This window comes from Paenibacillus sp. TAF43_2 (assembly GCF_052113545.1).
Lineage (GTDB): Bacteria > Bacillota > Bacilli > Paenibacillales > Paenibacillaceae > Pristimantibacillus.
Window position 1 is genome coordinate 1 of record NZ_JBFRDK010000075.1, and the last position, 13323, is coordinate 13323.

A 13323-nucleotide genomic window follows, 5' to 3' on the forward strand; every position below is an offset into this window, starting at 1 on the left:
GCTGTCGGCATCACTTGAGCTTGTACGGAATAATCAGCCCAAGTACTATTTCCTGTATAGGAAATACCGCCACTACTATCCGTCTGCGAATAAACTCGATTATCGGACAGATCAGTCACGGCAACATGATCGAATTGCACCGATGTTGCCCATGAAGCAATCGCTACCTTACCGGATGAGAAATAACCGGGATCGTCCGTAGTCTCTATAACCAGATCACCGTCTCTATATACACGGATTTGATTCCCTATGACATCGATTTTCATGTGCACAAACCTTGAGACATCAAGAGAAGGACCATCATATGCCTTTAACCACTCTTGAGCGCTGCCGTTCTGCTTCATCAACCTGATGTACGATTCACTCATGTACAAAAAGTAAAAGTGTTGATTATCCTGATGCCGAAACTCCAGCATCGCTCCCGCGCCGCTGATTAGCTTCACATCCGCTTCAAAGGAATAATCCGTCCAAGCATCGCTCCCTGCAATTAGCTCTGCTCCCCCGTTGCCGGAACTCTGTTGATAGACTTTAGACGATTCGCCTTGTACGCTGGACCACTCGCCTCCATTATTTGTCCACCCTGCAGCACTTCCATTCTCGAATTCATCAGAAAATAAAATTCCTCCCGGACTTTCGACAGTAGCCCAGGTTCCGCTTTCAGGCGTCCAGGCTGCAGCTTCTTCGTCTTCAAAATTGTCAAAGAAAATCGAGCTTTCATCTGCTTGAGCATATGAAATATTCGTTCCCGCTTGCCAGCTCGTCGTCAACAACATCATAATCATCACAACTAGGAAAACTCGATTCCAAATCATTGTTTTCAATTTAATACCCCCCGTGATTGGACCTCTTAACATCATTATCCTATCACTTCGTCCATCTCTATTAACATGTACTTATCTTTGAAACTGCTATGTGTTTTGGTGGTATTTTGGCTTCAATATTTGATGAATCTGATCAAGCATAACTAGTATGGTTGGTAGACAACGTAGATTCTGTATAATATTCGGAAATAAAAATAAACCAACCATTGTGACGTCACAACGATTGGTTCATTCATCCTTATCGATTTCATTTCAATAACAATTAAGTGATACATAAAACATAAGTGTAGAGACAAATTCAATTCATGATATCTATGCTAAGAAGATGGTTGTCTCGGCAGTTTGACAAACGGAAACCATTTCTTGATTCGGTCTTTCGTCCGTAATTATTGCTGTGACAACTTTCAAATCCGCGAAAGAAACCAGCATGCTCGTACCGAACTTAGAGTGATCAATTACAATATACGACTCTTTTGCTTTTTGAATGGCAACACGCTTGATTTCTGCTTCATGCATATTGGAGTTGCTGAATCCGTGCTGAGGATGAAGTCCCGTTGCTCCTAAGAACACCTTGTCAAATGCCATACGAGAAATCGTCTCCAGTGTGACAGGCCCAACCATTGACTTGGTCGTATCCATTAATATGCCACCAAGAACTATGGTCGGAATCCTTTTTTCTGACAACTCGGCAGCTACGTTAATAGCATTCGTAACAACGGTAATATTGGCATCTTCCGGAAGATGCCGTGCAATCTGAAGCGTCGTRGAACCTCCATCAATAAATATCGATTCACCAGGCTGCACTAAGCTGGCTGCAAGACGCCCGATTCGTTCTTTCTCTACTCCTCGTACAATAGAACGCTCTCCCAGGGCAACATCTTTCGATGCGAGAATGGCGCCGCCGAACGTTCTTTTAAGCAGGCCGCTGCGTTCCATTTTCTCCAAATCTCTTCGCACAGTCATATCCGTTACGTCGAAGTGTTCCTTCAATTCCGATATTTTGACCTCACCTTTGGTCTGTAATTGTTGAATTATTTGTTTTTGTCTGTCATTCAAGTCGTCCTTCATGGCACTCCCTCATATCTCCAGCAGTTGGTTTTTAAGCAAAAGCAATAAACGATTACACTTCCGAAAGGTTGTATCTTTATTGTATGGAATGAATTCTTGGAAATCAACAAAATATGTTTCATTTCATAATGTTTTCGTCTATTTTAAACATTTTACTATTTGAAACTACTTCATTACTAATCGATGTTCAATCGATCAATTAGAAAATCCACGATATGGACAGCTTTCACTCGTTCAGGAGAGCCGTGCTTCTCAATCCCATGCTTCATTTGCAGCAAGCAGCCAGGATTGCTGGTCACAATGTATTCCGCCTGTGTATTATTTGCGTGCACCATCTTATGCTCCAGTATTTGTCCCGCCATTTCCGGTTGAGTCACATTATAAATACCTGCAGAGCCGCAGCAGCGATCCGCTTCTTTCATTTCAACATAATTTACGCCATCAATCTCTCCCATAAGCTTCCTTGGTGCATCCGATGCACGCATGACATTACGGAGATGACAAGAATCTTGATATGTTATACGGAGTGCTTTCTCCGCTTTACTTTTACCTCGTTCTGAGAACTGCAGCTTGCGGCCTATCCGAACCAGAAGATCGGAAATGTCAATAACCCGCTCGGCAAACCATTTGGCATCTGCTTTCCAATTCGGATCATCATGGAGTAAATGATCGTATTCGACCAGTATTGCTCCGCAGCCTCCCGCATTGGTTACGATAAAATCGACGTTCGCATCCTTAAAGGCTCTGATATTCACCCGCGCCAGAGATTTGGCTTCTTCGGACTCCCCACTGTGGGCGTGCAAGGCGCCGCAGCAATTTTGAGTCACGGGTATGAGCACGTCAAATCCCGATTCCGTTAACAATTTAACGGTATGGATGTTGGTTTGCGTAAACATCATATCCATGAGGCAGCCTCGAAATAATGCAACGGTAGCGATTCTTTCCCCTTTAGCCAAGTGCCTGACCCCGATTTTCTCGGCCACTCCTTTATATGATGTGTCAGGTAATATGTTCTCCATCTCCCGCAAATGCGATGGAAACAGCTTCATCATCCCGCTGGCGTGAGCGACTTTGCGAAGCCCTGTTTTCTGGTAGGCCTTAAGAGCGCCACCCAGCAGTCGCATCCGTTTTTGATGAGGGAACATCTCTTTTAATACGGTGCGGCGGATCCCTTTTACCCACCAACGATGCCGATCGGTATGTTCTTCAATTGCATCCCGCGTTTGTTCGATAAGCTGCCCGTATTTCACGTCGGCGGGACAAGCAGGTTCGCACGCTCGGCAGCCAAGACAATGATCCATTTGCTCCTCAAATTGCTGGTCAGGCTCCATTATGCCGTCAACAACCGCTTTCATTAAGGCGATTCGTCCTCTTGGTGACTCTGCCTCAATACCGGTTTCCCTGAAGGTCGGACAAGCAGGGAGACAAAATCCGCAGCGCATGCAATTAGTTAGCTGCTCATAATCCAGTTTGGCTGCGAGCTTAGAAGCCATCGGACTTCTCGGCTTGTCTATGCTTTTCTCATGCATGTCCGATTACCACCCTTTTCCTTGTTTCCTTCGCGAACATTTTTCCTGGATTAAGAATGTTCAGTGGATCAAACGCCGACTTGATCGCTTTCATCACTTCAATGCCTGCCGCACCTACTTTCCATTCTAAGAATGGAGCCTTCACGATACCAACTCCATGCTCCCCCGTAATTGTACCTCCCAAACGGATAGCTGCTTCGAAGATTTCCTCGAACGCGGCCTCCACACGATGCACCTCTTCATGATCTCGAGCATCCGTAGTTGCCGTAGGATGTAGATTGCCATCGCCTGCGTGCCCGAAGGTGCAAATCTGAACATTATGTTTCTTGGCACATCAATACGATCAGCCTGCTCACTTCGGCATATTTCTTCAATCATAGCTATGTCTCGCTCAACAGTCTCAGCTTCGCCATCCTGCTCGATAAGCAAAATCGCTTCCATATTCCTTGGCAATCCGAGCTTCGCATAATCATCGACTACCTGAATGGTTGGACTGTCCATAAACTCCAGCGTCGCAGGAATTATCCGGTTTTCAATGATTTTGGATACCGTTCTCGCAGCTCCATTGATATCTCTGTACATCGCCAGCATCGTTTTTTTTGTTTTTGGAGGCGGAATAAGCTTAAGTGTAGCCTCCGTAATAACGGCAAGCGTTCCCTCTGAGCCGACAAGAAGCTTCGTAAGATCGTAACCAGCCACATCCTTCATCAGCTTTCCGCCCGTTCGCAATATATCACCATTGGCTAAAACTGCTTCGAGTCCGATAACATAATCTTTGGTCGTTCCGTATTTGAGACCACGGAGACCGCCAGAGCATTCTGCAATATTTCCACCGATTGTGGAAATGGACATACTGCTCGGATCAGGCGGGTAAAAAAGCCCTAGATTTTCAACCTCAGTGATAAACTGCTTCGTGTTCACGCCGGGTTGTACAACCGCCGTCAAATTTTCAAGATCAATCTCCAATATCCGATTCATTCTGTGCATAACCATTACAACGCCACCAGTAACAGGAACAGTTCCTCCGCATAAGTTGGTTCCCGAGCCGCGGGTGATCAAGGGAATACGATGACGATGGAGAACCTTCATAATTGCTGAAATCTGATCGGTCGTTTCCGGATAAATGACGCCGTCAGGCAGTGCTTGCTGCATCGGCGTACCGTCATAGGAATGGGTAATCAGCGACTGGGGATCGTCTTTAAAATAGGAATCGCCTACAATCATTTTTAACTCACTTTTAACTTCAATACTCAACATCGCAAGTCCCCCCGGAATGAAAATGGACGAGAAACACAAACGGCTCTTAATAGCGCACAACAGACAGGAGCGTTGGTTTCTCGTCATAAAAACATCTAGTATTTATGGTTCAAACGGTAATATAGATCATTCCAGCGAATCTCGTTCTCCAAGCTCGTCATCGTAGAGGTCTGATTGATAATGATGCATTCGATACCGGCCATCTTAGCCCAGTCAGCCATCTGCTCGCTTGTAACATGAAAAGAGAAACCAAAGTGGTGCGCGCCGCCAGCCAAAATCCACGCTTCCGCAGCATCTGATAACGACGGCTCAGGTTTCCACAGAATACGCGCTACCGGCAGGTTCGGCATTTCCTTCTCATTCTTCACAGCAGTTACTTCGTTCACTATCAGACGAAATCTGTCTCCAAGATCAACTACGGTAGCATTGATTGCTTTACCACTTTTCCCATTAAAAGTGAGACGAGCCGGATCGGCTTTACCGCCGACGAACAGCGGATGAACCTCAATCTTTGGCTTGCTGACGGAAACTGTCGGACATATCTCTAGCATATGAGCGCCGAGCACAAGCTGATTGCCTTCCTGCATGTGATATGTATAATCTTCCATAAAGGACGTGCCTTTGTTTTCAGCCATTATTTTCATCATGCGAACAAGAGCGGCCGTTTTCCAATCACCCTCTGCTCCGAAGCCGTATCCGGCAGCCATAAGCCGCTGCGCAGCTAGCCCGGGCAGCTGTTTCAAGCCGTGTAAATCCTGAAAGCTTGTTACAAATGCACTGTAACCGCTTTCTTGAAGAAACGCTTTTAATGCTATCTCGATACGTGCTTGTTCCTGAATCGCATCACGCTCGGTGCCTTCACGTTGGCCGTTCTCTGTGAAGTCATAAAGCTCTGAGTACTCATCCATCAATTCCTTGACTTGTCCATCCGTGACATCCTGCACACGTTCCGCCAGATCACCTGCAGGATAACCGTTCACCGACCAACCGAACCTTATTTGTCCTTCTACTTTATCGCCTTCCGTGACGGCGACATAACRCATGTTATCACCGAAACGAGCGATTTTCATCGTTTGGCTTTCCGTAAAGCCGGCAGCCGTTCTCATCCAAGAACCGATTCTGCTCCGTACTTGCACGTCTTTCCAGTGACCTGCAATGATTTTACGGGCTATGCCAAGACGGGCTCCAATAAATCCGAATTCTCGGTCGCCATGTGCCGCTTGATTCAAATTCATGAAATCCATGTCAATGCTGTCCCATGGAATATCTACATTAAACTGCGTATGAAAGTGAAGCAACGGCTTACGCAGTTGGGTAAGGCCTGAGATCCACATTTTTGCTGGCGAGAACGTATGCATCCAAGTAATGATTCCCGCACAATGATCGTCTGAATTCGCTTCCAGACAGACACGACGGATAGCTTCCGGCGTTGTTACGACAGCTTTAAATATGATTTTATAAGAAAGAGCATCGTCTTGATCCAGCCCAGCGACCATTTCCTTCGCGTTGTCCTCCACTTTTGACAAAACATCTTCACCATACAGTCCCTGACTTCCGGTTACGAACCAAAATACATAAGGCTTAGTCTGCAGCATACCTTTATCCTCCTTAGAATGTGTTTAAATAAATCGCAATTCCAATCGATAATCGACGGTTTCACTCGGCTCTAATATACGGAGCGATCCTCTCTCCCTTTCATCCGTCCTTCCTCTCGTCCAGCAATTAGACGGCTCCAGTCCGAGTACATGCTCACCTGACCCTGGCATTCGCCACTGAACGAATTTCGGAAGCGTGACAGGATCCCATTCCAATTCTACCGATAAGCCATGTGAATTGGTGTTTGCAGGACGAATCGGGAATGAGGGACTATGAATACGTGCAAAGACCGCATCCTTGCTTTGATCAGGCTTATGATAATACACTTGTTCTCTAAAGGTAGGATCAGGCGATTGCCATAATCCCATCCTTCTCATATCCATATCGCTGTCGCGAGTTGACGTTCTTCCTTTCGGAAGTTCCACTGTCGTGTCCTCGGCAAGCAGCGGGAATCCGAAGTTGAAATGATATAGCATCATATGAGGCGCAGGACGGAATCCAACGTTCTGAACGGAATCTAGGATCGTTATGCGATTTTCACCTAAATGGCTAGTTATTGTTCTAGTCAGGCGTAGATGCTCTCCAAAAATCGAGGTCTCCTCTATGACTCCACGGACTCGCAGCACATAATCATCGCCCGCCCATTCTGACCAAGATGAAATTTGACGTGCTGGCGTATGATGAATTCGGCCATGAAGACCGTAAGCACCGTCGCTGTCTTTACCCGGCGATCCAACCTGTGATAATCCGCAGGTCATAAGCAATCCACCGGATGCTGTTCGCAGCCATTCCGCTTCTCGCTGATCGTAATAAGAAGGGTGAGGCTCTCCATTGCTCGAGGACCAACTAACTGGTATGCCATGCATTTCAGCAAGTGAAATGTCCATTCCCTTGCTTGGCGTTACCCAGTAACATAACCCCCCTCCGGTTCGCACTCGGAACGTGTCTACTCCCGCTTCAGGCCCTTCACTTCTTGTATAACGTTCAACACCGCCAATTTGCTCAATGCGGCCAACTCTCGCTTCCAGCTCGCGACGTTTCCATTTCCTTCCGTAAAGCTCCACGTTTTCCTCCCCCTTAAGCAGTCCTATTCCCAGTTCAGCAAAACCGTATTATCTGTTTTCTCTGACTCCAAAGCCGCTGTGAATAGTCGATGGCTCATGGCCGCTTCTTCCGGTTTCGCACATTGGAAGGAGGATTGGTTGTCTTTTCCATTTGCGATCTCATCGCAGAAAGCTGCCCACATCTGTAAAATCGAGTCCGAGAAGCCGAATTCGAAAATACCTCCAGTAATCGTTCCATAGCTTGATTTATATGGAACATCTGAAATATGCCATGCCTGCTCGCCCCCTGGCTCGTATGGAAGGAATGCGACTTGCTTCGGGTTCTTGGTCGTGAACTCTGCAGAGCCTTTTGTGCCGTTAATGCGGATAAACCAAGTATTGGCATGACCTGGAGCAATCCGTTTCATGGAAAGCACCATCGGGAAATTATACTTATCTGTTTTGACGTCACATGCCAATATCGCATTATCCCATGTTTCACAAGCGGCCATGCCGCCTTTACCATCCGGACGTTCCTGCACGATTTTACTAAGCAGTGACCTTACGTTAGCTGGCTTCCAACCGAAGCGGAACGGCAGATGTGCGACGTGCATGCCCAAATCACCCATGCAGCCGTATTCACCATTAGTTCCGATACGACGCTTCCAATTGATCGTTTTGTTCGGATCGAGGTCACTGCTATGCCAGAAGCCGGCTTCAACCTCGATAATTTGTCCGAATTTTTCTTGATTAACCCATTCGACAATCCGCTGTGCTCCAGGGAAGAATGGAAATTCAGAGGAGCAGCGAACGATCACGTCCGGATTCTCCGCGATTGCTTTCATAATTGACTGATTGGCTTCTGCATCGATGCCAAATGGCTTCTCACCAAGCAAATGTTTTCCAGCTTTAATGATATCTATATATAATTGCTCATGCAGGTTATGCGGCACTGCGCAGTAGACAGCATCCACTTCCGGRTCCGCAATGAGCTCGCGGTAATCGGAAGTGGTTTTCTTCACGCTAGGCACGTTATTCTCGAACCATTCTGTCGCAGGCAGATGCGCATCGCATACATGTGTAATCTCAGGAATATAATCCACATTGCTCAAGTGGCACCAACGCGCTGAGGCGCTTGCAAATTCTTTTCCCATTAATCCACAGCCGATAACGCCGAAGCGAATGACTTTTTTCGCCATGCCGATTACGCTCCTTTCAAAATAGCTAATGCTTGCTCAGGCGTCGCGCCTTGGTGAACTACAGCCATAAATGCGCGAGTCATCGCCTCTGGATTATTATGTTGGATGACATTGCGTCCATATACAATTCCTGAAGCTCCCTGCTGCATAAGCGCGTAAGTTCTCGACAATATTTCTTCGTCAGAAGCCCGTCCGCCGCCGCGCGGCAATACCGGCTTGCCTGATGCCGCTTCTACAACCTTATGATAATCCTCTACGTTATCGCATGGATCGGCTTTGATAATATCCGCGCCAAGCTCCGTACCTTGACGAACAAGCGGAACGATCTTCGTAATGTCACCGTCGACCATATAGCCGCCTTTTTGCTCATTCGGAAGCATAACGAGCGGTTCAACCATAAGTGGCATGCCATAACGCTCGCATTCCGTTTTCAGCTTTGATATATTTTGCACGCATTGACGATGAAGCTCCGGTTGTCCCGGCAGAAGCAGCAGATTTACAACGACACATGCTGCGTCCAGGCGAACTGCTTGTTCAACCGGATTATGAATGAGTTCACTGAATAAGTGTGAAGGAAGCTTCGTGCCGTATACGTTAGCAACATCTGTACGCAGCACGAGTGAAGGCTTTTCTTTGCCTGGAATAGCTTGAAGATGCTCTGCTTGACCAACGCTAAGCTGTATCGCATCGGGATTGGCACGTACAATGGTCTCGATTGCTGCTTTCATATTCTCAATGCCGGCCAAGAATGAATATTCATTGAAAAAGCCATGATCGATCGCGACATCAAAGCACTTGCCTTGTTCACTAAATAAACGATTTAAACGAGCGGTAACGGACATATTTGACACACCCCATATACTTGTTTTATTGGTGATTACGCTTTGTTGCTGCTGCGGAACGTGCGCATAATATGCTGCGCATCTTCTTTAAAGTCCTGAATGACATTCATCATGAATTCGTGATAGAAAGTCTTCTCTTCGGACTGGATAAAACGTTCTTTAGCCCGGTCAACAACCTTAAGCGCCATCCCTGTGTAATAATTAATTTTAGACGCACCGTGATCGATCGACTTATGGAAGTCTTCCTCCGACAATCCAGACCCACCGTGCATCACAATCGGAACACCGGCCGTATTCCGAATTCGCTCCAAGCGCATTAAATCCAAAACTGGTTTTTTCAAATAAACGCCGTGCACAGTACCGAATGCAGCGGCAAGCGCATCAATACCAGTTCGCTCAACAAACTCCCTTGCTTGCTCGGGATCGGTATAAAGCGAAGTATCGTCAATGATGGAATCATCATCTTCACCTTCCGCGCCGCCGCTTTTTGGCCGAGTTACGTAGCCAAGCTCTCCTTCCACCGAAACGCCAAGCGTTTTAGCAATCTTCACGACCTCTGCGGTTCTGCGAACATTTTCTTCATACTCATACTCCGAACCATCAAACATGATTGCGTTAAAGCCTAAATGCATCGCATTCGTTACCGCGGAGAAGCTCTTTCCGTGATCGAGAAGGATGCTGACCGGTACCTTGGCACGGTTCATCGCTTCTACCATAATGGGTGCAATCTGCTCGAGCGGTGTATACTTAAAATGAATTTCAGCATGGCATAGGATGACTGGCGACTGTTCATCCTCAGCGGCCTCAATGATTCCGCGAACCATATCTAAATTTATTGCGTTAAAGCATGGGACCGCATAGCCCCTACGAGAAGCATCCCGCAGCATTTCACCCATGGAGACTTTAGACAAATTACCTTCCACCTTTCTATCAGTCTATATTCCTTAATGTTCGTTTCAAACATATTATAGTTAATCCCTATGTAATAAGCAACCACAAAATTTAAATATTAAAAATCGTTTTTTTCGAATATAGCATTTCGAATAGCAAAACCCCATTAATATCGCTATATATCAAAGTTTTCAGCTATTTTGTTTAAAAGATTATTTTCGAAATTTCTATTATACAAACAAACAAAAATTGTTTATAATGAACATATACTTATTATTGGAGGGATTATAAATTGTCACTAATGGGACTCGACATCGGAACGACTGGATGTAAGGCTTCGCTCTTTGATGAGGGCGGAACTCTTCTATCAGCCGCGTATATGGAATACCCTTTGGAACAGCCTAAACCAGGAGCTTTTGAGCTAAATCCAGAACGAGTCTGGGAATCCGTCAGACGAGTTATCGCGGATGTGCTCTTAGCTGTTCCCGGCGTCAATGTTCACGCCCTCAGCATTTCTTCCTTGGGCGAGACGGTTGTTCCCGTCGACCATGATGGAAATGTATTAAGCAATGCCATTTTGTATACGGATTCAAGAGGTATAGAGCAAGCTGCAATCATTGAACAAAAAATCGGTAAGGAACGGACGATGGAGCTTACCGGAGTCCCTCTGCATCCGATGTTCTCCCTTCCGAAGGTCATGTGGATCAAACAATACCAGCCTGAGATTTACCAAAAAGTATGGAAGTTCATGCCGTTTGGCGATTTCATCGCTTTTGTACTCACGGGCATTTCGGTTACAGACTACACCTTGGCCTCTCGCACAATGGCCTTTAATGTGTCCAAAAAAGAATGGGACTCTGATATGTTTAATGCCGCCGGAATTGAAGTACACAAATTTCCTGACCTCATTCAGTCTGGTCAAATCATTGGCCCCATTCGCAATGAAATAAGACAATCGCTAGGCTTCCGTTCAGAAACGTTAGTTGTAGCCGGCGGCCATGATCAAGCCTGTGCAGCTCTCGGTGCAGGTATTTTACATAACAATCATGCGGTGGACGGTATCGGAACCGTGGAATGTATTACGCCTGCCTATTCTTCACCAATTCTGAATACGAAGATGCTCCAGTATCAATTCAATTGCGCACCGCATGTCATTGAAGGTTTATATTTGACATATGCCTTCAATTTTACTGGCGGTTCCCTTATTCGGTGGTACCGAGACAAGTTCGGTCAAATCGCCGAAGCAGAAGCCCGCAAATTAGGCATTAACGTTTACGACTATTTGAATTCAACATCTGCAGCATCACCTACCGATTTGCTCGTGATTCCTCATTTTGCCGGATCAGGTACGCCATACATGAATCCCGAAGCCAAGGGTACGATTTATGGATTATCATTTGATACAGATTCGACCCATCTGTACCGAGCCTTAATGGAAGGTGTTACGTATGAAATGCGCTACAACCTCGAATGCCTTGCGGAAGCGGGCATTCCTATTGAGTCGCTGCGCGCGGTAGGCGGTGGGGCTAAATCCGACCTGTGGCTACAGATTAAAGCTGACATTATGAATTGTCCTGTAGAGAGATTAAACGTTAGTGAAGCTGGAACGATGGGTAACATCATTCTCGCTGGAAAAGCTTCCGGGGTTTACCAAACTTATGAGGAAGCCGTAAACATACTTGTCAAACCGCTGCGGATATTTTACCCAAGTGAATCTAATACGTCCCTCTATCAGGATCGCTATGAGAAATACAAAGTACTCTCACGAGCAATTTCAACCTTATAATTTTGATAAATAAACATTCCAGGTAGCAGCAACCAAGCTGCTACGTCTGGAATGTTTATTATTTTAAGTTTTATATTGTATTCATTGAATGCAAACCTTAATTGGGCGAAAGCCATCAGCGTGAGTTCTCTTCGCCTTACAAAACTCATAGGTTCTAATCATATGGCATCCAATGTTTGGGGACGAAATTCACCCCGCTTCGTGCCCTCCCGCGAACCAAACTCTCGGGTCGGAATCCATATAACAACTCATACAAGAAATGGTCAGAGTCTGCCTGAAATCGTTATCGAAGGCGAATCTTACCATGAATCGAGCTCCAAAGAGGAACACTCACTTTTATAAAAAAGTTAATACTCATTAAAGTCAAAAATAAGCGATCCCCCATGATCAGGGAGATCGCTTTATCATTTTGAGAAAACCGATTTTGTAGATCTTATTTTGTTCCTGGTATTTGTGGACTTGTTGACGAAGGTGATCTTTTTGAGTTTGTTTTTGATTCTAGATCTGGTTGTGGCGATGGAGCAGGATGTGCCTTAATGTATTCGAGTACATTGTAGATTTGTTCCGCTGCCTCAGCGCGAGAGATTTCAGCTTTAGGATGGAAGTTCCCTTGTTCATCTAATTTCACTACGCTATAAGCAAGCGCTCGCTGGATGGATCCATCATAATCAATGGTTATATCCGTGCTATCGTTAATCTGGGCAGGAACAAGCTTAATCTTTGGTAGATTGCTATGCGTTTCAATCGTGCTTATAAGCTGGTGAGTGAACTCTTCACGCGTCCATTTCTTGTTAAGATTCAAATCGGCTGGCAGTACGACTCCATTAACGCTAGCCGTAATTAAGGCATTCGCATACCAGGCATTGTTTTCTGCGTTTTTGAAATAATCCGTAGCTTTAGGTTCTACAAGGAATCTTACTAGATCTAGATTCAGATTCGCAGCATTAACAATAAGCTGAATGCCTTGTGCCGCTGTGATGGTATCATTAGGGGCAAATAAGTCGTCCGAAATACCATGGACTAAGCCTTGCTCTTGTAGAGCAACAATTTTATCCTTTACCGCGATATTCGTTATATCCGAGAAAGGGTTAGCAGCTGCATAGCTATGACCTACAAAGGTTAATGATAATGCGGTAATAGTGGACATAGTAATCATTTTGAATTTTGTTTTCATTTCTTTCACCTCGTAGAGTTTTTAGTTGAAATTCAAATATTCTATTCGTTGTTTCTGATCTCGCCCTTACATTAGTAATACAATCGAAGAGCCTATTATTTTTCACAATAAAAAATT

General features: G+C 45.5%; 10 protein-coding genes and 1 pseudogene. 1 reads left to right on the forward strand and 10 read right to left on the reverse strand.

Annotation, left to right across the window (positions count from 1 at the left end):
• The 9 genes and pseudogenes from AB4Z17_RS17110 to AB4Z17_RS17150 all read right to left on the reverse strand — a co-directional run.
• On the reverse strand, positions 1-812 hold an 812-nt coding region (locus AB4Z17_RS17110), incomplete at its 3' end, for a family 16 glycoside hydrolase (protein ID WP_441961033.1).
• A gap of 321 nt (positions 813-1133) precedes the next feature.
• Positions 1134-1889 (reverse strand): DeoR/GlpR family DNA-binding transcription regulator, encoded by a 756-nt coding sequence (locus tag AB4Z17_RS17115; protein ID WP_441912474.1) that lies wholly within the window; start codon positions 1887-1889, stop codon positions 1134-1136.
• 176 nt (positions 1890-2065) lie between these two features.
• Positions 2066-3418, reverse strand: a complete 1353-nt coding sequence (locus AB4Z17_RS17120; RefSeq protein ID WP_441961015.1) for a (Fe-S)-binding protein — start codon at positions 3416-3418, stop codon at positions 2066-2068.
• Positions 3411-4675 (reverse strand): annotated as a pseudogene (locus AB4Z17_RS17125) (FAD-binding oxidoreductase). The gene AB4Z17_RS17120 and the pseudogene AB4Z17_RS17125 overlap by 8 nt, the downstream one beginning before the upstream one ends.
• Positions 4676-4770: 95 nt before the next feature.
• On the reverse strand, positions 4771-6270 hold the full coding sequence (araA, locus tag AB4Z17_RS17130) for an L-arabinose isomerase (RefSeq protein WP_441961016.1): 1500 nt from the start codon (positions 6268-6270) through the stop codon (positions 4771-4773).
• 24 nt (positions 6271-6294) lie between these two features.
• Positions 6295-7335: an aldose 1-epimerase family protein gene (locus AB4Z17_RS17135; RefSeq protein ID WP_441961017.1), complete on the reverse strand. Its 1041-nt coding sequence runs from the start codon at positions 7333-7335 to the stop codon at positions 6295-6297.
• A 23-nt stretch (positions 7336-7358) separates the two neighbouring features.
• Positions 7359-8513 carry a Gfo/Idh/MocA family protein gene (locus tag AB4Z17_RS17140; RefSeq protein WP_441961019.1) on the reverse strand — a complete coding sequence of 385 codons (1155 nt, stop codon included), beginning with the start codon at positions 8511-8513 and terminating at the stop codon, positions 7359-7361.
• Between the two features lie 5 nt (positions 8514-8518).
• Positions 8519-9355 carry a class I fructose-bisphosphate aldolase gene (locus AB4Z17_RS17145; RefSeq protein ID WP_339208100.1) on the reverse strand — a complete coding sequence of 279 codons (837 nt, stop codon included), beginning with the start codon at positions 9353-9355 and terminating at the stop codon, positions 8519-8521.
• 35 nt (positions 9356-9390) lie between these two features.
• Entirely contained in the window at positions 9391-10266 is an 876-nt protein-coding gene (locus AB4Z17_RS17150; protein ID WP_339208099.1) for a class II fructose-bisphosphate aldolase, read from the reverse strand.
• Between the two features lie 281 nt (positions 10267-10547).
• On the opposite strand from AB4Z17_RS17150, the gene AB4Z17_RS17155 reads away from it, so the two are divergent.
• A complete protein-coding gene (locus AB4Z17_RS17155) occupies positions 10548-12032 on the forward strand; it encodes an FGGY-family carbohydrate kinase (protein ID WP_441961035.1) in 1485 nt (494 codons plus the stop codon).
• 433 nt (positions 12033-12465) lie between these two features.
• On the opposite strand, the gene AB4Z17_RS17160 is transcribed toward AB4Z17_RS17155, so the two are convergent.
• The gene (locus AB4Z17_RS17160) at positions 12466-13206 is read right to left on the reverse strand and encodes an S-layer homology domain-containing protein (RefSeq protein WP_441961020.1); all 741 of its coding nucleotides are present in this window, start codon (positions 13204-13206) and stop codon (positions 12466-12468) included.
• Between the last annotated feature and the right edge of the window lie 117 nt (positions 13207-13323).

What these genes read in the sequence shown, in the direction of transcription:
- AB4Z17_RS17160 (WP_441961020.1), bottom strand. Translation starts at nt 13,206, where the DNA reads ATGAAAACAAAATTCAAAATGATTACTATGTCCACTATTACCGCATTA.
- AB4Z17_RS17145 (WP_339208100.1), bottom strand. Translation starts at nt 9,355, where the DNA reads ATGTCCGTTACCGCTCGTTTAAATCGTTTATTTAGTGAACAAGGCAAG.
- AB4Z17_RS17120 (WP_441961015.1), bottom strand. Translation starts at nt 3,418, where the DNA reads ATGCATGAGAAAAGCATAGACAAGCCGAGAAGTCCGATGGCTTCTAAG.
- AB4Z17_RS17155 (WP_441961035.1), top strand. Translation starts at nt 10,548, where the DNA reads ATGGGACTCGACATCGGAACGACTGGATGTAAGGCTTCGCTCTTTGAT.